Source organism: Kitasatospora sp. NPDC050543 (genome assembly GCF_044457565.1).
Classification (GTDB): domain Bacteria; phylum Actinomycetota; class Actinomycetes; order Streptomycetales; family Streptomycetaceae; genus Kitasatospora.
The window spans coordinates 16,040-35,811 of the sequence record NZ_JBITGZ010000034.1; the positions used below are offsets into that span (position 1 = coordinate 16,040).

At 68.3% G+C, this 19,772-nt stretch carries 16 protein-coding genes and 3 pseudogenes; 7 read left to right on the forward strand and 12 right to left on the reverse strand.

The genetic code is table 11. The features are described from left to right. Window position 1: 1 nt before the first annotated feature. From xdhB to ACIBH3_RS29735, 3 genes are all read right to left on the reverse strand, one after another. Window positions 2-2,428 (reverse strand): xanthine dehydrogenase molybdopterin binding subunit, encoded by a 2,427-nt coding sequence (gene xdhB, locus ACIBH3_RS29725; RefSeq protein ID WP_396315201.1) that lies wholly within the window; start codon window positions 2,426-2,428, stop codon window positions 2-4. Beyond that, window positions 2,425-3,888 carry a xanthine dehydrogenase small subunit gene (locus ACIBH3_RS29730; protein WP_396315202.1) on the reverse strand — a complete coding sequence of 488 codons (1,464 nt, stop codon included), beginning with the start codon at window positions 3,886-3,888 and terminating at the stop codon, window positions 2,425-2,427. Before ACIBH3_RS29730 ends, xdhB begins: the two co-directional genes overlap by 4 nt. A gap of 711 nt (window positions 3,889-4,599) precedes the next feature. Further along, on the reverse strand, window positions 4,600-5,733 hold the full coding sequence (locus ACIBH3_RS29735; RefSeq protein WP_396315203.1) for an FAD-dependent oxidoreductase: 1,134 nt from the start codon (window positions 5,731-5,733) through the stop codon (window positions 4,600-4,602). A 111-nt stretch (window positions 5,734-5,844) separates the two neighbouring features. On the opposite strand from ACIBH3_RS29735, the gene ACIBH3_RS29740 reads away from it, so the two are divergent. Continuing rightward, window positions 5,845-6,573 (forward strand): TetR/AcrR family transcriptional regulator, encoded by a 729-nt coding sequence (locus tag ACIBH3_RS29740; protein WP_396315204.1) that lies wholly within the window; start codon window positions 5,845-5,847, stop codon window positions 6,571-6,573. A 563-nt stretch (window positions 6,574-7,136) separates the two neighbouring features. On the opposite strand, the gene ACIBH3_RS29745 is transcribed toward ACIBH3_RS29740, so the two are convergent. Next, complete coding sequence (locus ACIBH3_RS29745; protein WP_396315205.1) at window positions 7,137-8,012, reverse strand: LysR family transcriptional regulator; 876 nt, start codon at window positions 8,010-8,012, stop codon at window positions 7,137-7,139. Between the two features lie 121 nt (window positions 8,013-8,133). On the opposite strand from ACIBH3_RS29745, the gene ACIBH3_RS29750 reads away from it, so the two are divergent. Beyond that, the gene (locus tag ACIBH3_RS29750) at window positions 8,134-9,132 is read left to right on the forward strand and encodes an NADP-dependent oxidoreductase (protein WP_396315206.1); all 999 of its coding nucleotides are present in this window, start codon (window positions 8,134-8,136) and stop codon (window positions 9,130-9,132) included. A 354-nt stretch (window positions 9,133-9,486) separates the two neighbouring features. On the opposite strand, the gene ACIBH3_RS29755 is transcribed toward ACIBH3_RS29750, so the two are convergent. Beyond that, window positions 9,487-10,023, reverse strand: a complete 537-nt coding sequence (locus ACIBH3_RS29755; protein WP_396315207.1) for a TetR/AcrR family transcriptional regulator — start codon at window positions 10,021-10,023, stop codon at window positions 9,487-9,489. Between ACIBH3_RS29755 and ACIBH3_RS29760 the strand changes: the two genes are divergently transcribed. Next, window positions 9,992-10,225 carry an alpha/beta hydrolase gene (locus ACIBH3_RS29760; protein ID WP_396315208.1) on the forward strand — a complete coding sequence of 78 codons (234 nt, stop codon included), beginning with the start codon at window positions 9,992-9,994 and terminating at the stop codon, window positions 10,223-10,225. The two genes, ACIBH3_RS29755 and ACIBH3_RS29760, sit on opposite strands and share 32 nt — an antisense overlap. Window positions 10,226-10,758: 533 nt before the next feature. On the opposite strand, the gene ACIBH3_RS29765 is transcribed toward ACIBH3_RS29760, so the two are convergent. Both ACIBH3_RS29765 and ACIBH3_RS29770 read right to left on the reverse strand, forming a co-directional pair. After that, a complete protein-coding gene (locus ACIBH3_RS29765; RefSeq protein WP_396315209.1) occupies window positions 10,759-11,355 on the reverse strand; it encodes an NADPH-dependent F420 reductase in 597 nt (198 codons plus the stop codon). A gap of 41 nt (window positions 11,356-11,396) precedes the next feature. After that, window positions 11,397-12,215, reverse strand: coding sequence for a 3'(2'),5'-bisphosphate nucleotidase CysQ (locus tag ACIBH3_RS29770; RefSeq protein WP_396315210.1), 819 nt, complete (start codon window positions 12,213-12,215; stop codon window positions 11,397-11,399). 137 nt (window positions 12,216-12,352) lie between these two features. Here ACIBH3_RS29770 and ACIBH3_RS29775 point away from each other — a divergent pair, with 137 nt between their 5' ends. Next, window positions 12,353-13,258: a LysR family transcriptional regulator gene (locus ACIBH3_RS29775; protein ID WP_396315211.1), complete on the forward strand. Its 906-nt coding sequence runs from the start codon at window positions 12,353-12,355 to the stop codon at window positions 13,256-13,258. A gap of 81 nt (window positions 13,259-13,339) precedes the next feature. Here the strand turns inward: ACIBH3_RS29775 and ACIBH3_RS29780 are convergent, their stop codons facing one another. Both ACIBH3_RS29780 and ACIBH3_RS29785 read right to left on the reverse strand, forming a co-directional pair. After that, the gene (locus tag ACIBH3_RS29780) at window positions 13,340-13,738 is read right to left on the reverse strand and encodes a threonine/serine exporter family protein (RefSeq protein ID WP_396315212.1); all 399 of its coding nucleotides are present in this window, start codon (window positions 13,736-13,738) and stop codon (window positions 13,340-13,342) included. A 499-nt stretch (window positions 13,739-14,237) separates the two neighbouring features. Next, window positions 14,238-14,861 carry a PadR family transcriptional regulator gene (locus tag ACIBH3_RS29785; RefSeq protein WP_396315213.1) on the reverse strand — a complete coding sequence of 208 codons (624 nt, stop codon included), beginning with the start codon at window positions 14,859-14,861 and terminating at the stop codon, window positions 14,238-14,240. Between the two features lie 181 nt (window positions 14,862-15,042). Here ACIBH3_RS29785 and ACIBH3_RS29790 point away from each other — a divergent pair. Beyond that, window positions 15,043-15,526: pseudogene (locus ACIBH3_RS29790) on the forward strand (IS982 family transposase); the annotation flags it as partial. An 11-nt stretch (window positions 15,527-15,537) separates the two neighbouring features. On the opposite strand, the pseudogene ACIBH3_RS29795 reads toward ACIBH3_RS29790, so the two are convergent. Continuing rightward, a pseudogene (locus tag ACIBH3_RS29795) lies at window positions 15,538-16,109 on the reverse strand (transposase); the annotation flags it as partial. Between the two features lie 2 nt (window positions 16,110-16,111). Here ACIBH3_RS29795 and ACIBH3_RS29800 point away from each other — a divergent pair. Further along, window positions 16,112-16,327, forward strand: a pseudogene (locus tag ACIBH3_RS29800) (IS5/IS1182 family transposase); the annotation flags it as partial. A 29-nt stretch (window positions 16,328-16,356) separates the two neighbouring features. Here the strand turns inward: ACIBH3_RS29800 and ACIBH3_RS29805 are convergent. After that, a complete protein-coding gene (locus ACIBH3_RS29805) occupies window positions 16,357-17,139 on the reverse strand; it encodes a DUF4097 family beta strand repeat-containing protein (RefSeq protein ID WP_396315214.1) in 783 nt (260 codons plus the stop codon). Between the two features lie 139 nt (window positions 17,140-17,278). Continuing rightward, the gene (locus ACIBH3_RS29810; RefSeq protein WP_396315215.1) at window positions 17,279-17,776 is read right to left on the reverse strand and encodes a MarR family transcriptional regulator; all 498 of its coding nucleotides are present in this window, start codon (window positions 17,774-17,776) and stop codon (window positions 17,279-17,281) included. A gap of 237 nt (window positions 17,777-18,013) precedes the next feature. Between ACIBH3_RS29810 and ACIBH3_RS29815 the strand changes: the two genes are divergently transcribed. Next, window positions 18,014-19,723, forward strand: coding sequence for an MFS transporter (locus ACIBH3_RS29815; protein WP_396315216.1), 1,710 nt, complete (start codon window positions 18,014-18,016; stop codon window positions 19,721-19,723). The last annotated feature ends 49 nt before the right edge of the window (window positions 19,724-19,772 follow it).

Below are 19,772 nucleotides of genomic sequence, written 5' to 3' on the forward strand. Positions count from 1 at the left end.
GTCAGGCACCGCTCGACGCTTTTGCCTCGGTTCGGATCTTGCCGTCGGCGGCGTGGCCGTTGGTGGCAAACCCGTTGCGGGCATAACCGTTCCGGGGGGCTTCGCCCTGGCGAGCCGCCTGGATCGCCCAGTACACCGCCTCCGGCGTCGCAGGCGAGGCCAGCTCGACGCTGACCCCGCTCGGCCCGAACGCGGCGGCGGCCTGCCGCAATGCTTCTCGTACCGAGAACGCCAGCATCAGCGGAGGCTCACCCACAGCCTTTGACCCGTATACCGCGCCCTCTTCGGTGGCGTTCTCCAGAAGCGTGACGTTGAACTCCTCGGGCATCTCCGAGAAGCTCGGCAGCTTGTAGGTGCTCGCGCCCTGGGTTAGCAGCCGGCCGCGGTTCGGCCCGTCACTGGCGTCCCAGCGCAGGTCCTCGAGTGTCAGCCAGCCCGCGCCCTGCACGAAACCACCCTCGACCTGACCGATGTCGATCATCGGGGACAGGCTGTCGCCGACATCGTGCACGATGTCCACCCGCCGGATGCGGTACGCGCCGGTGAAGCCGTCCACCTCCACCTCGGCTGCGGCGGCGCCATGGGAGAAGTACTTGAACGGTGAGCCCCTGAACGTCTTCGCGTTCCAGCGCAGACCCTCGGTCCGGTAGAAACCGGCCGCCGACAACTGAACTCGCTGGAAGTACGCGGTGCGCACCAGGTCGTCCCAGGCCAGCTCCTTGTCGCTGCCCGGAGTGCGCGCGACGCCCTCGACGATGCGCACATCCGAGGCATTCGAACCCAGCTGGGTGGCGGCCACCTGCAGCAGCCGCTCGCGCAACTGCTCGCAGGCGTTCTTCACCGCCGCACCGTTGAGATCCGCCCCGGCACTGGCGGCGGTGGCAGAGGTGTTGGGCACCTTGTCGGTTCGCGTCGGGGCCAGCCGCACCTTGCGTAGCGGGATACCCAGCGTGGTCGCGGCCACCTGCAGCATCTTGGTGTGCAAGCCCTGGCCCATCTCGGTGCCGCCGTGGTTGATCAGGACCGAGCCGTCCTTGTAGATCAGCACCAGCGCGCCGCCCTGGTTGAAGGCGGTGAGGTTGAACGAGATTCCGAACTTGATGCCGGTCATCGCAAGTGCCCGCTTGGTGTTCGGGTGCGCGGCATTGAAGGCAGCGATCTCGCGCTTGCGATCGGCGATGTCGGCGTTGTCCTGAACCTGCTGCCAGACGGTGGAGATGCGTTCGGGCTGAACGACCGGCTGTCCGTACGGCGTCGACTGACCCTGCCGGTAGAAGTTACGCTCCCGCAGCTCCATCGGATCCAGGCCGAGCAGCGGCGCGCACCGGCCCATGATGTCCTCGATCACCAGCATGCCCTGCGGTCCGCCGAAGCCGCGGAAGGCGGTGTTGGAGACCTTGTTGGTCCTGGCGATGCGACCGGCGATGCGCGCGTTGGGAAGCCAGTAGGTGTTGTCGATGTGGCACAGCGCACGGGCCACCACGGGCTCGGACAGATCCAGGCTCCAGCCGCCGTCCGCGGTCAAGGTGGCGTCCAGGGCCTGGACGCGGCCGTCGGCGTCGAAGCCGATCTTCCACTCGGCGTGGAACCCGTGCCGCTTACCGGACATGGTCAGATCCTGAGTCCGGTTGAGCCGCAGCCGAACCGGCCGACCGGTCAGTTTGGCGCCGAGCGCGGCGATGGCCGCGAACCCGTGCGGCTGCATCTCCTTGCCGCCGAAGCCGCCACCCATTCGCAGACACTGCACGGTCACCTCGTGGCTGTGCAGACCGAGCACGTGCGCGACGATTTCCTGGGTCTCCGAAGGATGCTGGGTGCTGCTCTGGACGAACATCTGCTCGGCCTCGTCGACATAGGCCAGCGCCGCGTGCGTCTCGAGGTAGAAGTGTTCCTGATCGGAGAACTGGAGCTCTCCGGTGAACACGTGCGCGGAGTCGGCGAAGCCGGCGGCGACGTCGCCGGTCAGCATCACGGGCCGAGCGCCGTGAAAACTGTCGGCCGCGATCGCGTCCTGCAGCGCGATCAGGGAGGGCTGTTCGTCGAGTTCCACCTCGACGGCCGCCGCACCGAGCCGGGCCGCCTCCAGGGTCTCGGCGAGCACCCAGGCGACCGCGTGGCCGTAGAACATGACCTTGTCGGGGAACAGCGGTTCGTCATGCTTCATCCCGGCATCGTTGACGCCGGGCACGTCGGCACCGGTCAGCACGCGGACCACACCGGGCACGGCGAGCGCGGGCTCGGTGCGCAGCGCGGTGATCCTGCCGTGGGCTTTCATGACCTGGACCGGGTAGGCGTGCAGCACGTCCTTGGTGCGCTGGACCAGGTCGTCGGTGTAGAGCGCGGTGCCGGTGACGTGCAGGACGGCACTCTCGTGCGGCATCGAGACGCCGACGACAGGCATTTCGGGGCGCTCGGACAACTGGCTCATGACGACACCGCCTCGGTGGTTTGCGCGTGCAGCTTCAGCAGGCTCTGGCCGAGCATCGCGGAGCGGTAGTCGGCGCTGGCTCGATGATCGTCCATCGGCGTGCCCTCGGCCTGCAGGACCCGGGCCGCGGCTTCGATGGTCTCCGCCGCCCACGGCTTGCCCTCCAGGGCCGCCTCGGTGGCGAGGGCGCGGATCGGGGTGGCGGCTACGCCGCCGAGGCCGATGCGTGCCTTGCGGACGATCCCGTCCTCGATGTCGAGCGCGAAAGCGACTGCCACGCTGGAGATGTCGTCAAAGCGCCGCTTGGCGATCTTGTGGAAGGCCACGACTGGCGACAGCGGCAGCGGGATGCGCACCGTGCGGATCAGCTCGCCGGGACGGCGCACGCTCTGCCTGTAGCCGGTGAAGTAGTCCGCCAGTGGGACCTCGCGCTCACCGTCGGCGTCGGCGAGCACCACCGATGCCTCCAGCGCGAGCAGCGCCGGTGGACTGTCACTGATGGGCGAGCCGGTACCCAGGTTGCCGCCGAGGGTCGCACCGTTGCGGATGAGCCGGGATGCGAACTGCGGGAACAGCTCTGCCAGCAGCGGGACGCCGCCGTCGAGGCGGCGTTCGATCTCGGTGAGCGTCAGCGCCGCCCCGATCTCGATGTAGTCGGATTCGACTCGCAGCTCCCGCAATTCGGACAGCCCGTCGATGGCGACCACGCAATCCGCCCGGCGGGAACGGATATTCACCTCCACACCCCAGTCGGTGGAGCCGGCGATCACCACCGCATCGGGCCGCTCGCGCAGCAACTGCAGCGTAGCGGCCAGGGTGCTCTTCCGCAGGAACGCCCTGTCGTCCCGGGTGTATTCGGTGGCAGCCGGTGCGGGCGGGGACTGCTCGCGACGCTGAGCCAGCGGGTCCTCATCTGTGGGCGTACCGACGGCGAACGCGGCATCGCGAATCGGGCGATAACCGGTGCAGCGGCACAGGTTTCCGCTCAGCGCGTGCAGATCGAAACCGTTCGGACCGTGCTCGGCGTCGGTGCTGTCGGCCGAGTCCGCGTGCGCGCAGCGGTCGGGCCGGTAGTACTCGGCGGCCATGCTGCAGATGAATCCCGGCGTGCAGTAACCGCATTGGGAGCCGCCGCGGACCGCCATCTCCTCCTGCACCGGGTGGAGGGTGGGCGGCATGCCGGGTTCGCCGGTGGTGGCGAGACCTTCGCAGGTAATGATCTCCTGACCGTCGAGCGCCGCGACCGGGACCAGGCAGGCGTTGACCGCCACCCAGTCGGTGGGCTTGATCACCCCGGGACGGGCCACCAGGACCGAACAGGCGCCGCATTCACCCTCGGCGCAGCCCTCCTTGGTGCCGGTGAGGCCACGCTCGCGCAGAAGATCCAGGATTGTGGTGTGGGGCGCAGCCGGTGAAATCGGTGTTGCTTTCCCGTTGACCGTGATCCGCGCCGCTACCATGACAGGCCTTCGTTTCGGTGCACGATCGGTCGATTCATCATGTTCGCCAATTTCAGGCAGCTTTCTGTGTCCAGACGCGCCACGCGAGAGGAGCGGGCGCAAAACGGCACGTAACAGCGACGTGCCGGAAGGTGGTGACGGGAAACCTGGAATGTGCCACGGACGGGCACATCAGAACGGCGTGCTCAGCAGCCGTGCGCGATCCGACCCGGAACCCAGACCGTGCACTGGGCGAGGCGACCAAGATCAGAGCTGGTGTACATCCGCTGGTCGCCTCCTTCCGGTAGTCATGGGTCGACGTCTACCGCAAAGTAGTGGCTGGGGTCACAGAGGTCAAGAGGTTGACCTCTGTGTCTCGAGAACCGGACGGTTCGAGGCGATGAGAAGATCATCCACGGCGTACAGGTCAACGCCGTTGCGTTTGGCTGACGGGATCTTCAGCAAGGTGATGTGACGACGCTACGGGACCTCTGGTAGATCAACTTGTGTCGAGCAAGGAAGATCACCGGAGGTCCCGATGCGGGAGAAGAGTGTCATCACTCGGACGATCGAGGCAGCCGGGGGTGTGTATGCGCCAACTCCACTTCGACTGTCGACCAGCAGCACGGCTCGCCCGTTGGACGGGAACGACAGGTCGGTTGTCTACAGGTGCGGGGATGGTTGAGCAGACTACTGACTTCGGCTCGTCCCTCTCCCCTCCGGCGATCTCGCTCACTCGGTCGACTCCTGGCCGATGAGCAGGTCGAGCAGGCTGGCGGGGGCGTTGTCGCCGAAGATCAGCTGGTGATTCTTGTCGGATTCGGCGGCGAACTGAGCACTACGGGGGAAAAGGGCCTGCTCGTACTCCGCAAGGGCGGCTTCGACATCGGCGGGATGTGTGGCGATGGCTTTGCCGAGTTCAGCGCCGTCGAACATGGCGAGGTTGGCGCCCTCCCCGGCGAACGGTGACATGAGGTGGGCGGCGTCGCCCAGCAGCGTCACTCCGGGAACGCGGTCCCAGCGGTGGCCGATCGGCAGGGCGCTGATCGGGCGCGGGGCGAGGGCTGTTTCCCCGTCAGTGATGAGTGCGGTGAGTTCAGGCGCCCATCCGGCGAATTCTGCCGCGACCTGGGCTGCCGCCCTTTCGGGACTGGCGACAATGGCGGCGATCCAGTCCTGCGGCTTGTTGAGCGCGACGTAGGTGTGAAGAACGGCGTCGGCCTCTCGGTGGCCAAGGATCCCCTTGCCGGCTGTGACGGCGAACAGGGAACCGTCGCCGGCGGCCTTGGCCGCTGCTGGGTGGCGCTGGTCGGCGTCGTACAGGTAGGTCTCGATGAACGACGTGCCGACGTACTCGGGCTTCGCGTCGGAGAGCAGCGGCCGGATCCTCGACCAGGCGCCGTCCGCGCCGACGAGGAGGCCGGTCGTCACGGTCGGCCCGTCGGCGAAGGTCAGCTCGTGCCCACCCTCTCCGAGGGGGCGGACACTGGTGACCTTGTGTCCCCACTGGATCATTTCGTCGGGCAGCGAGTTGATCAGGATCCGACGCAGGTCTCCGCGGAGCACCTCGGGGCGACCGCCTGTGCCGTCGTCGGGCTGGTCGAGCAGTACCGCGCCGTGCTGGTCGAGCACGCGCAGGGCCTGGCCGCCTTCATGGATGATCGCGCGGAACTCGTCGGTGAGGCCGGCCGCTTCGAGGGCGAGCTGCCCGTTGTACTCGTGGATGTCGAGCTGACCGCCCTGCGTGCGGGCGTCCGCCGATATCTCGGCTTCGTAGATGGTCGCGGGGATGCCGCGCAGGTGCAGGACCCGTGCGAGGGTCAGGCCGCCGAGCCCGGCGCCGACGATCGTGACGGGAGTGGTCATGGTGGTTTCCCTTTCGCTTGGACACCGCTCTACCGCGATACAGTGTTCGCAGTACCGGCGCCACGATAGCACTACTGCGAACAGTGAGCGCAGTAGCGAGGAGGAGAACCGATGGACGACGCTCATACAGTGATCTGGAACCGGCCGGAGCGGGCCGCGAAAGGCCCCGCGCCGTCACGCACGCGGGCGGAGATCACCAGCGCCGCTATCGCGATCGCCGACGCCGAGGGCATCGAGGCGCTGTCCATGCGGCGCGTCGCCAAGGAACTGGGAACGGGCACAGCCTCGCTCTACCGCTACCTGGCATCCAAAGACGACCTGCTCGACCTCATGCTCGACGCCGTAGCGGCCGAAGGCGGCGGCCCGCCTGCCCCCACCGGCGACTGGCGCAGCGACCTGCGAGGCCTGGCCCATCGTTCCCGGGCCGCCTTCCACCGGCATCCCTGGATGACCTCCCTCGCAGCAGGGCGCCCATCGCTTGGACCGAACTCCCTCGATGCCATCGAACACGCACTCGCCGCCCTCGATCCCCTCGGCTTCGATATCGACGTCATGATCACCGTCGTCGACACGCTGCAGGCCTTCGTCCGCGGCTACGCCATCGGCGAGCTCGCCCAACAGGAAGCCGTCCGACGCTCCGGAGTCGGCATCCAGCAATGGATGGACGCCCATGCGCCCTACCTCGACAAAGTCGTCAAGAGCGGGCGCCATCCACTCCTCGCCCGGGTCATTCGTGATGCCGAGCTTCCCCACGCGGCCGACAGCGCCGAGCGCGGGTTCGAATTGGGACTCGAACGGCTCCTCGACGGATGGGAGGCCAGCCTCCCGGTCCGGCCCTGACGATCCGGCAGCGTCACCTGGCGGTTCAACGGGGAACTCCACACCCCGATGCCGGCCTCCGCGTGCCGAACCCCCGACGCAACGCGATTCCCCGAAACGACCCGCCAGGGCTTGCACGGATCGGCGGACCCCTCGTCGTATCTGCTTTTGGGCCAGCTTGGCGACCAGCCCCGGGGGAAGTCGATCCGCTACTTCAAGCCCTCTCCCGAGGCGATCTCGGAGCTGACCAGCCTCCTCGCGTCCGACGATACGCGGCGCTGACTCACCTATCTGGTCAAACGAGCGAGCCGGGCCCGGTGGCCGCGTCGTCTTGGGGGCGGCGCGGGCCTGCTTGTTCGACCAAGCGGGCCACTGCGTCGACAGCGCCACCTTGGCGATGACCATGCCATCGGCCCTGGGCTGGAACACCGTGAAGTCCCAGTGCGGGGCGTCCTAGGCGACGTCGGCGACGGTCTGCTCCAGCGACGGCATCCACGGCACCAGGTGGGCCAGGTCCTTGCGCAGGATGCGCACCTCCTGGCCCTCGCGCATCGCCTTGCTGTAGGAGAAGGCGAGCCCGCCGGTCAGGCTGCCGGGGCGGTCAGGACGGCCTTGGCCACCAGCCGGAGATTCCTGATCATCGGATTCGGGTCGCCCTTGCGGCTGACCAGGACGACCTGGCTGGAAGGAGCGCCCTCGATCGGGACGGTGACGAGGTTGGGGCGCAGTGAGCTACGCCGATCGCCGACGGGTAGCACGGCGATCGCCCTGCCACTCGCGACGAGTTCGAGCTTGTCCTCGTAGCTCTCGATCGTCGGTACGCCGGCCCCGAGGAGCCGGTAGGAAGTCCAGTCCGCGGTCTCGAACGGGCACGGCGCCGCCTTCTCGCCGGCCAGTTCTTCCGCGGTCACCGACGCGCGGTCGGCCAAGGGATGGCCGCGCGGGACCACGAGCATCCGGGGCTCCTCGTACAGCGGGGTGGTGAAGACGTCGTCGGCGGCGAGTGGCAGCGGGGTCCGCGCGATCAGGGCGTCGACGTGCTTGTCGGACAGCGCCCCGACGTCGCGGCAACTCAGGTACCGGGTGGTGATCTCAGCATCCGGGTAACGGCGGCGCAGTTCCCGTACGGCGGCAGTGATCACCAGGTCTTCAACGTAGCCGATGGCGATTCGTTCGGTCTCGGCTTGTTCACGCACGGCCAGTTCGGCCTGGCGGGCGGCCTGCAGCAGGGCTTGGGCCCGGGGGAGGAACCTCTGGCCGGCCGGAGTGAGCCTGGTGCCCTGGGGTACGCGGTCCAGCAGCCGTGTGCCGAGATAGTTCTCGAGCCGTTGGATCTGGCGGCTCAGCGCAGGCTGGGCCACGTGCAAGTCGGCGGCGGCCCGGCCGAAGTGCTGGTGCGCCGCCACCACGGTGAAGTAGCGCACCAGCCGCAGTTCCAGGTCCTGTCCGAGATCGTTCACCCATGCAGCGTACGCGTCATGCCCTTTCGGAATGATCAGGTTGCCGAACCGGTCTTGGACGGCCATGCCGTCCTGGGCCTTGACTGAAGGAGCAACGTTCCCCAAGAAAGAGACAGATGCGATGAAGGCGATCCAGTTCCATGAAGCGGGCGGGCCGGAGGTTTTGCAGTATGACGAGGTGCCGGTTCCCGAGATCGGCCCGGGCGAAGTGCTCGTCCGGGTGCACGCGGCGGGCATCAACCCGCCGGACTGGTACCTGCGTGAGGGGATGAAGGTCATGCCGGCCGAGATGAGGCCGGCGCTGGAGTTCCCCCTGATCCCCGGAACGGACATGTCGGGCGTGGTCCAGGCGGTCGCTCCGGACGTGCTGGGGTTCGCTGTCGGTGACGAGGTCTTCGGCATGCTGCGGTTCCCCGGATTCGACGGCCGGACGTACGCCGAGTACGTGGCCGCGCCGGCTTCGGACCTGGCTCACAAGCCGGCCGGTATCGACCACGTGCAGGCGGCTGGGGCGCCGATGGCCGTGCTTACGGCCTGGCAGTACCTGGTTGATCTCGGCCACGACGTGCCGTCTCCTTTCACCGGCCAGGTGCACCAGCCGGTGCCGATCACGCCAGGGATGACCGTGCTGGTCAACGGGGCCGCCGGTGGAGTGGGCCACTTCGCGGTGCAGCTGGCGAAATGGAAGGGGGCACACGTAATCGCGGTGGCCTCTGGGCGGCACGAGCAGTTCCTGCGCAAGCTCGGCGCCGATGAGTTCATCGACTACACCAGGACGCAGGCCGCGGACGTGGTCAGCGGTGTCGACCTGGTGATCGACACCGTCGGTGGCCCGGACAGCTCACGCTTCCTGACCGTGCTCAAGCGCGGCGGCACCATGCTTCCGGTGTTCTTCGCCCAGTACGACCCGGAAGAGACGGCGAGTCTGGGCATCACAGTCTCCAACATTCAGGTGCGTTCCAACGGCCCCCAGCTCGCCGAGATCGGGCACCTGTTCGACGAGGGCAAGCTGCAGGTCGGGGTGGACGGCACCTACCCGCTGCCCGAGGCGGGCAGCGCACACACGCGAGCCGCGCAGGGCCACATCCAAGGCAAGATCGTGCTGACGGTGATCTCGTGATCGCCGAACTCCAGCAGGCGGTAGCGCACTACGCCCATGCCCTGGACGAGCTGAATGTCCCGAGCTGGAAGCGGTTCTGACCGAAGACACCACCTGGACCTTGACGATGCCCGGACAGGGAGTGCTCGGCCCGGTCGCCGGACGCGTGCGGCGGGGGTGCTCGACTTCATCCGTGACGGGCACACGGCCGAGACCGGAAGGGTGCGGCACCACCCGGGCAATGTCGTGGTCACGACGACGGACGCGGTACCCGAGTAGTGCTTCGTCAAAGACCTCCGCGGATCGATGCGCGGAGGCAAGGGTGCCGTCGGCTCGGCGGTCCGGAAGCCGAGAGTAGCGGCGGAGCCCGAGCGGTTACCGAGGGACGTAGCTCTCGATGTGGTCGATCACCGCCGATACGGCATGTCGGTATGCGGTGCTCGACCGGCGGACCTGGGACAGCAGCATGCCCCCTTGGATGGCTGCCAGCAGGGCGGTGGCCAGTGCGGTGACGTCGGCGCGCTCGCTCAGCTCGCCGCGAGCCTGCATGCGGGCGAGCCCCGAGCTGATGGGTGCTTCCCACCGCTCGAAGGACGCGGCAAGGTCGGTGCGGGCCAAGGGGTCGGTCTCGGCGAGTTCGCTGGCGAGCGAGCCGATCTCGCAGCCGCCCACCCACCCCATGGCGTCCTGTCGGTCCGCCGCCCTGTCGCACCAGGCCCGCAGCGCGTCGATGCTGTCCAGGTTGTCCAGCAGAGGACGCTGCTGGTCGAGCTTGGTGTCATTCTGGAAGTTGACCACGGCCAGGACCAGGCTCCGCTTGTCGCCGAAGTAGTGGTAGATCTGCGAGGCGCTGACTCCGGCGGCTGCCTGGATGTCCGGGATGCTCGTGCCCCCGACGCCGTGGTGGAACATCAGCTCAGCGGCGGCCTCCGATCCGCTGCGGGACCAGGGTGACCGGTACGCGCAGAAGCTCGCCGACGCCGACGTGCCGGTCAAGCACCTCCCGATCAAGGGTGCCACCCACGCCTTCTTCTCGTTCACCGGGTCCGTGCAGCTCTCGCGGGACGTCTTGAATCAGCTCGGAGATGCCGTGGCTATGGCGTTCAACGACTGACCGCCCGGCGTTGCCGCTTGCCAGGTCCCCACCACGCATAAGCGCGGCGGGGACCTGACGTCCCGCGAGCCCGCGACTTCTGGGTCGACAGCAGGTCGCCGAGTACCAGCGCAGACTCAGAGATCTCCCACTGGGCGAGTTACGCGTCGTGATCCTGTCGGCGGTCCGGCGTTTCGTCCTGCGGCTCGGCGGACTGCTCACGCCGGACGTTCGCCGAGCCGTTTGCGCAGTTGACCCGCCCCGTACGCGCGCTTCACCGGCCGACTCAACCGCACGCTGGAGCGCATCGGGCTGGCACTGGCCGGACGGGCCGGCTCCCGATTGGCTGTCCAACTGGGCTTTGACGCAGGGAGGATGACCTTGCTGTGCAGGGTCATGGCGCGGCCGGATCCGCAGTCCAGCACGCCGCGGGTGCTGGGTGTTGACGAAGGGAGGCCACGGGGCGCCGTCCGGCGCTGCATCGCCGGCCCTGGCTGCGCTGTCGTATCCGTTCTGGATGTGGGCCCGCCCGGGGCCGGTGCACTGTGTGCGGATCAGCGGGCGATCGAGATCGCGAAGGGCGCGAATCCGCTGGAGCGGATGACGTGCGGGACGAAGAGGATCGCGGCCTCTGTGGCGCGGGCGGTCTGGACCCCGCCGAGATCGGTGATCCATTCCTTTCGCCAGCCGAGGTCGATGAGCAGTTCGCGGACGGTCTGCTTGGCCTGGGGGTCCTCGCCGGAGAGGAACGCGGTCGGTGTCTGGGGGAGCGTGGCCGGCGCGGTCATCACCGGGAAGAGCATGGTGTTGAGGGTCTTGACGACGCGCGTTTCGGGGAGCGCTTCCTGGAGCTGTTCGGCGAGGCTGGAGCCGGGGTAGATCAGGTCGGCGGGCAGTCCGTCCGGTCCGTCGGTGGTGGCGTTGGAGACATCGACGAGGATCTTGCCGCGCAGTTCGTCGCGCAGGGCGACGAGCCGGTCCAGCGAGCCGTTGCCCGGGGTGGCGTTGATGACGATGCGGGCTGTGCGGGCGGCGTCGGCGGCGGCGCCCGGCGTGCGGTCCGCCACGGTCACCTCATGCCCTGCCCGGACGAGGGCCGCGGCCAGGTTGCCGCCGACGCGGCCGTTTCCGAGAACTGCGATCGTGGTCATGATGATGTGGTCCTTCCGTGGGTGCGGGTTGTGGTGCGCGGTCAGCGGGAGAGCGTGGCGACGGCTTCGGCGTGGACGCCGGGCGCGGCGGCCAGGAAGCTTTCGCTCTGCGGGGTCCAGGGGCGGCCCTCGGCGTCGGAGATCCGTCCGCCGGCCTCGGTGACGAGCAGCGCTCCGGGGAGCAGGTCCGCGCGGGCGCCGGCGAACTGCCAGAAGGCGTCGATCCGGCCGGCGGCCACGTCCAGCAGGTGCAGGGTCGCGGGCACGGCGGTGCGGACGACGAGCGCGTCGAAGAGCATCGCGGTGATCGAGGAGCCGACGCGTCGCACGACCTTCTCGTCCTCGTCGGGCCGGGCCTGGCTGGTGGCCACGATGCTCAGGCCGAGGTCTGCGGTCCGGGAGACGTGGAGCGGCCGGCCGTCGAGGTGGGCGCCCGCGCCGGTGAGCGCGGTGTAGGTCTCGCCGGTCAACGGCAGGTGGACCACGGTGAGCACCGGCTGGTTGTCGCGCACGAGGGTGGCGGTCACCGCCCACTCCGGCAGGGCGTGCAGGTGGTTGACGTTGCCTTCGGCCGGATCCACGACCCACCACTCGCCGGGCGGCAGCGCCCCGCCGTCCAGCTCGTCCTCCACCCAGCCTGCGTCCGGGCGAAGGCTCGTGAGGCGGGGGCGCAGGATGTCGAGGGCCGTGTCGTCGTTGGCGGCGAGCGCGCGCATCAGCTCCTCGCGGCTCTGGTAGCGGACCACCTCGCCGAAGCGCTCGCGCAGTGCCGAACCGGCCGCGCGCACGGCGTCCGCGGTCTGGGCGAGCAGGTCGGCGTCCAAGGCGGCGACGTCAGTGGTCTGAAGCGTTTCGGACATGGTGGTACTCCCGTCTGAGGTGGGGGGATGGGGGCGGTCGGGCCGAGCGGTTCGTTCCGTCCTGCGCTTTCGTCTCGAAGGTATACAGCCGCTCAATTAACTTCAAATGCATGTCAAGCACGGCTAGGATTACTCACATGCAATTGGATTTGAACCTGCTCGCCGCGCTCGACGCGCTGCTGGAGGAGGGCAGTGTGGCCGGGGCGGCCGCGCGCCTGCATGTCACCGCCCCCGCGATGAGCCGGAGTCTGGGCCGAATCCGGCGCACGACCGGGGATCAGATCCTGGTGCGCACCGGCCGCACGATGACCCCGACGCCGTATGCGATCGCGGTCCGGGAACAGGTGCACGAGCTGTTGCACCAGGTCCAGGGGGTGCTGGCGCCGAGCCGAGAGCTCGATCTGGCGACGCTGGAGCGCACGTTCACACTCCGCTGGCACGACTCCCTGGTCGCCTTGAGCGGCCCCGCACTGCTCGCGGCCGTGCGCGCACAGGCGCCGGGCGTGCGATTGCGCTTCGTCGCGGAATCGAGCGTCGACACCCCCGAGTTGCGGCGAGGCGAGGTCGACCTGGAGGCGAACGCCAACCGTCCGAGCGCACCGGACATCCGCGCCGAGAACGTGGGCGAGACCCGCCTCGTCATCGTCGTGAGGCAGGGGCACCCCCTCACCCGTGTCAGGACTGTCACCGCAGAGCGGTACGCCGCCGCTGAGCACGTCACCGTCTCGCGACGTGGAAACCTCAGCAATGCCCTCGACGACGCCCTCGCTCGGCTCAGCCTCACCCGCCGTGTGGTGGCGACCGCGCCCACGGAAGCGGCCGCGTTGGAGTTCGCGCGCGGCTCCGATCTCCTGATCAGCGTCCCCGAAGCCACCACTCGGTCCGCAGTCGCCGACCTCGGCCTGGTCGTGCTCCCCCTCCCGCTCGAACTGCCGTCGGCACCGATATACCTGTCGTGGCATCAGCGTTACGACACCGACCACGCCCACGCCTGGCTGCGCGGGCTGGCGCGAACCGCGCTAGCCGTGTGCGGAGCGTCGTAGTCGGCGTCGTCCGGCCGCTTCGCGGCGGAGAACACAGACCGGTGGTCGCGTTGACGAGGCGGAAGCCGGCGGGCCCGCTGCTCACTGACGCGGAGGGGCTGCTGGTCGTGGCCGTCTCAGGTCGGCCGGGTGCGACGGCAGGGATGCCAGGGGGTGCGGTGGCGGGCGGAGTTCGGCCTCGCCCAGGCCCCCAGGCCAGGGTGACCTGCCAGGCGGGGTGGGCCGGTCGGGCAGCCTCGATCCGCGCCAGGCGGGACCGCGCGCCACGGAGGTCCAGGGGCCCCGCCCGGCCTGTTCAACGAGGCGATGAACCGCATCGATGCGCGAGTAGTCAAGGGCAGCGCTGCGCACAAGCCGGATCTCGGTCAGGGGTACCGCTCGCGGCCCGCTGCGGTAGGACAGCGAGAGGGAGCCGGCGGTGACGTCCGCCGCGCAGCCGTGCAGTCCCAGGGCTGCCGCCATCGCGGTCGTCGTCGCCACGACGTCGGCCGCGATGCCAGCAGCACTGCCCGCACACCGGGTGGTCTCGTAGTGTGGAGGTCGCGGGTTCCAATCCCGTAGGCGGCACAGTGAAGCCCAAGTCAGACATTGCCTGACCTGGGCTTTTGTGGTTTCGGCCAGCCCGGGGCCGCGGGGCGTCCAACTGCTTGCCAGCCGTCCTCGGGCGAACGAACACTCAGCTTCCAGAGGCCGTCCAGGTTCACCCGGGACAGTCTTCGTGCACGGGAGCTACGGCGTGTTCGGAGGCATTGTGAGTCTGCGATCAGAAGGCATGGGTCTGGGTGCGCGGCAGGGTGGACGGCGCTCCGGCGTGGTCCGTACCTTGAGTGCGGACCAGCCCGCGGAGGCCGACACCCGGTCCGAGGAGTTGGATGACTGGCATCAGTCCCTCGAGGCCACCCTCACTCCGATCGTGTCCATGATGGCGTCGATCCTGTCGCTCGCGGCCGGCAGCCAGAGGCGAAAGGCATGAGCTCGGTCAGCTCATGGAGCCGCCCGGGCGCAGCATGGCCGTCACCTTGTCGAGGAGCCTCGCGCCCTCCCACAGCACGTTGTCCGGGGTGGATTCGGACTGGAGCAACTGCTGTGCGGCTGTGGTGAGGTCGTCGAGCCGCTGCTGAAAGAACGTTTTGGCAGAAGGCTGAGGACCAGGGGGGAGCGATACGGTCCAGCTGAGTCCGCGGTGTTCGTCCAAGCTGAGTGCCGGCCGTTCCCTCGCGGATCCGAACTGCTTCCGGAAGTCGCCGACGATCTCCTCGACCGCGCTGCGGATGGGGTCGCTCAGGTTTTCCGCCGGAGCCGCCGGAGCCGCCGGAGCCGCCGGAGCCGCCGGAGCCGCCGGAGCCGCCGGAGCCGCCGGAGCCGCCGAGCTCTGCGCGGCAGCCTGTTCGCCCGGTCGATCGGCGGTACCGGGGGAGCTGCCGGCGGGCCGGTGGCGTTCCAGCTCCTGCCGGCCAGCCGGCGTGAGCCGGTAGACCTTGTGGCCGTTGGCCGTCTCATGGCTGAGCAGGCCCTCGGCCTCCAGCTGGCGCAGCCGCGGATAGACGGCGCCGGGAGAGGGCCGGTAGGCGCCGGCGAACCGCTCGCTCAGCGTGGTGATCAACCCGTAACCGTGGCTCGGCTGTTGATCGAGCAGGGCCAGCAGCTGGAGCCGTATCTGGCCGTGGGAGAAGCGGTGGTTGTCACTCATCTGCCGTTCAACTCCTAGATGACTGATGCCAAGGGCTTCCTGGCGCGCATGAGATGAGGCGAGGGAGTCCAAATGGTCGGTTGCGAAGCCTGACCTGGACTCCCTCGCCACCGCACTCTATGTGAAGACCGTCGACCCGCTGAAGGAAGCGCTGCATCTGCCCGTGGCGTCCCGAGATCGGCATCGCGCCCCGGCCCAGTGACGCCGAGTTGGTCACTCTGGCCGTGATGCAGGCCCTGCCCGGGTTCACATCCGCTGCTGGATCCGCCACGCCACCCCCCACCTGCGGCTCCTGTTCCCGTACCTGCCCGGGCAGTCGGGCTACAACCGGCGACTGCGCAAGGCCGCCGACCTGATCGCACGGGTCAACCGGCTGCTGGTGACCGACACCTCGCTGTGGACCGACACCGTGTGGGTCGTCGCCTTCACTCCGGTGGAATGCGTGCGCTCCCGCGAGACAGCCAAGCGCTCCGACCTGGCCGTATGGGCCGAGTACGGCTACTGCGCCAGCCACTCCCGCTACTTCCGGGGCCTGTGCCTGCACCTGGCGTGCACCCTGCACGGCCTGCCCGTCATCTTACTGATCGTTTCAGAATGCCTTCCGGAGTCGGCGGAGGCAGATGATGCTGCAGGCGAGGTCGAGCAGGCCTTGGTGCAGGTCGGCTCGGCGCTCGTAGCGGATGCGGAGTCGTTTGAACTGGTGAAGTAAGGCGAAGGTCCGCTCGACGACCCGGCGGGTGCGTCCGAGGCCGGAGCCGTGGGCGACACCACGTCGGGCGATGAGCGGCTTGATGCCACGCTTCCACAGCAGGCGACGGTATTTGTCCACGTGGTGTTCGGACCCGGGGCGGCCTCGGTCGACGGGTGAGGGGCCGACAAGATCCTCCCTTTGAGGGCCCTGACGTGGGAGCCGTCGATCGCCGCATCGTCCATGTCCAGCAGGCCACTTGCCCGCAGCTCGGCGAGGAGTGCCTCGTGCAGGCGGGGCCAGACGCCGGCCTCGGTCCAGTCCCGCAGCCTTCGCCAGCTGCTCACCCCGGAGCACCCCACGACCTGGGTCGGGACGTCGCGCCAGGCCACCCCTTTGCGCAGCACGTAGACGATGCCGGCCAGCGCGACGCGGGCCGGTACCGGCAGTCGCCCGGGGTGGCGATGGCGCCGGGCCGGTCGGCCGTCCACGCAACCGACCCGACGCGGTTGCCGGGGACATGGCCTACTCGTCCCGCGGCAACCGCACCCACCTGCGCAAACGTCGCATCGAGGCGGTCATCCCGGAGAAGAGGGACCACGCCGCCCACCGGAAGAACAAGGGCTCCAAGGGCGGCCGACTCGTCAGCCACGATGCAGAGCTCTACAAGGAACGGAACACCGTCACCCGGCCCACCTGATGATCACGGCGATACGCGCCCTAGTCCGTGATGCCGGTACCTCCGAGTCCGTCCAGGTTGCCGCCGTTGAGTAGCACGATGCGGCCGGAGACGCTACTGGCCCATAATGAGGCGCTGCCGCTGCCGCTGCCGATGTCGCCCTTGGCCTTGTGGTGTCCCGGTATCTTAACCGGGATGATTCCCCTGAACTGGCTGGAAACCCGTCCGTTGCCGGACTCCAGGTGAACCCTGGCATCAGCCGTCTCCGGCAGGCAGATGCTGATGTCACCCGACACGCTCGACAGTTTCAGCGCTCGGGTCCTGCGGGGTGTGGCGTACAGGGCGACGGTGCCGGACACCGACCTGATCTCGACGTCGCCGCTCAGGTTGATGGCGTCCACGTGCCCCGAGGAGGTCTCCACCTCGACCGCGCCGGACAGCTGGTTCAGCGTGGTCCCGCCCTCCCCGTTGTGCACCTGGACCTCGCCCCGGCTGTCGCTGGCCAGTACCTCGGCGGAAACGGACCACAGGTCGAGATTGCAATCGCGGGGCACCGCAAGATATATGACGGCATGTTGAGATGGTCGGTGGCGCAGTCGGCCCTTCGTGACCTGTTGCCAGCCGGTGCCATGGTGCCCCAGGAAGAGCAGGCCGTCCCGGCGCTGGACGCTGATCGGGTGCCGGTCGATCTCGGACACGTCCAGCGTGACGTTGTCGTCGTCCGTCCCGATCACCTGGATGCGTCCCCTGGCGATGAAGGACCGGACGGTTGTCACCCCCTCCAGCGTCATGCGCCGCGGTCGATCGATCTTCAAGTGCGTCATCGCGCTCCTTCGTTCCCATGGACCGCCACGCCTGGTTCGGAGTCGATGAAGCCCCGGTGGGGATATCTCTGACGGGGGCAGGGGTATCCCCACCGAGGCGGCCAGTGGGCGGTTACCTTGATCGGTATCCGGTGCGGTGTCAGCTGCGGTCAGCAGGCATGCCGGTGCTCTGCTGGAGCTTCGTCGCCTCGTTGTGGGTGGTCTCCGCCGCGCGGCTGACGAAGTCGAGGACCAGTGCCAGCTCGCGGTCGTCGTAGCGGGAGCACAGCTCCATCATCGAGTCCGTTATCGAACCGAAGAGTCCGACGACCTTGTCGGGCACGCTCGGGTTGACAACGATGATCACCTTTCGCCGGTCGTTCGGATCCTGTTCCCGGTTCACCAGCCCGGCCTTCTCCAGGCGGTTGATCACTCCGGTGATCGCGCCGGAGGTGAATCCGGAGACCTCGGCCAGCCGACCTGCGGTGATCGGCCCGGGGCCGTTGGACGCGAGGTCGAGGCACTTCAGGTCAGTTGGACTGATGCCCAGTCTGTCGGCAATCGCCTGGTGGAACAGGACGGTCTCACCGCTGAGGCGGCGCATCTTCCACGAGAGTGCGCCGACGAGGTCCTCCCTTGGGGGCAAGCCGGTTGACATGCGTGCTCAATCCTCCCTAGTATCTTAGCTCGTAAGCTAAGATACTTCATAGTGGTCGAGTTCTCAACCGTGCCGCTACTTCTTCTGACTCTCCCTCACCCAGGTCCAACTCTCCCTGGTTCAGACGGAGAACTCTGTTCATCTTGTCGGGTCGGCTCGGCAAGCATTTGGCTGTCTCACCCGCGACTATTACGCGTTATGGCCGTCCAGTCGTGAGCAAGCAACGAGGAGACTGATGTGACTGCAACCGATGTGGAAGCGCCCGCCGGTCCGGGCGGCGGCGCGGCCCAGAACTCTCGACGATGGTGGGCGCTCATCGCCTTGCTCCTGGCGAGCTTCATGGACCTGCTCGACGGGACCATCGTGAACGTGGCCATCCCGTCACTGCAAAGGGAGTTAGGGACGAGCGACTCCGACGCCCAGTGGGTGGCCTCCGGGTACGCGCTGGCGTTCGCACTGGTGCTGATCACCGGTAGCCGGCTGGGAGACATCTTCGGCCGCAAGAACCTGTTCATGATCGGCGTGGCCGGTTTCGTGCTCTCCTCGGTCCTCTGCGGAGCGGCCCAGGGCCCCGGGATGCTGATCATCGCCCGCGTGCTGCAGGGCGCGATGGCCGCGCTCATGGTGCCGCAGGTGCTCTCCACCCTGATGGCGACCTTCCCGCCCAAGGAAGGGGCCATGGTGGCCGGCATGTTCGGCGGGGTCTCCGGCCTCGCTGTGGTCAGTGGGCCCATGCTTGGTGCGCTGCTGATCAAGGCCGACCTGTTCGGCCTGGAGTGGCGGTCGATCTTCCTGGTCAACATCCCGGTCGGGATCATCGCGCTGATCGGCGCCGCCCTGTACATGCAGAACACCAAGTCCGAGCACGTGCAACGGGTCGACATCGTGGGCAGCCTGCTGGTCACGGCAGCCATGCTGATGCTGGTCTACCCCCTGCTCAAGGGGCGAGACCTGGGGTGGCCGGCGTGGACGTACGTGTCCATGGCGATGTCGGTTCCGGTGCTCGCGTTCTTCGCCTTCGTGCAGATCCGCAAGGCCCGCGCCAACAAGTCGCCGCTGGTTGAGATGAGCCTCTTCCGCAAGCTCCCCTTCAACGGGGGTCTGCTCATCGGGTTCCTGTTCTTCGCCGGGCTGATCGGGTTCTTCTTCGTCTTCATGATGTACCTGCAGATCGGCCGCGGCTTCGAGGTCATGCACGCGGGCCTCACCGCCCTGCCCTGGTCGCTCGGCATGGCGATCGGTTCGGCGGTCTCAGGCGCGGTCCTCGCCCCCAGGCTCGGCCGCAAGCTGCTCAGCATCGGGGCGCTGGTCATGTGTGCCGCCTTCGTCGGGCTCATTCTGACGCTGCACTACGAGGGCACCAACGCCTCGTCCTGGCAGATGCTGCCCAGCCTGCTGGTGGCCGGCCTCGGCATGGGGGCTGTTGTCTCCTCGCTGTTCGGTATCGTGCTGGCGGCCGTGGAGCCGCGGGAGATCGGGTCCGCGTCGGGTCTGGTCAACGCCATCACCCAGGTCGGGGCCTCGGCCGGCATCGCGATCCTCGGCGTCATCTTCTTCTCGCTGCTCGGCTCCCAGTCCACCGGTATCGCGGACCGGGTGGCCCCGCAGCTGAGGGCCGAGATGTCGGCGGTGAACGTGCCCGGCACGGTCCAGGACCAGGTGATCGCGACCTTCCGGTCCTGCTACCACGACCGGATGGTGGCGAAGGACCCGTCGCAGACGCCCGCGAGCTGCGGTGGCGCCAAGTCCGGAGACGGGGCGACCGCCCAGGTGCCGGACTCCGTCAGTAAGCAGATGGCGGCGGTGTTCGAGCACGCCGGCTCCCGGGCGAACGGTGAGAACTTCACCCTGGCGCTCCAGCGCACCCTGTGGTGCGCGGCGGGAGCCATGCTGCTGGTCTTCCTGCTCTCCTTCCTCCTCCCGGCCCGCGCGCGGAAGTGGGGATAAGCGCCGGCAGCACTGATCGCGGTGGCCCAGGACCTTGACGCTCCTGGCT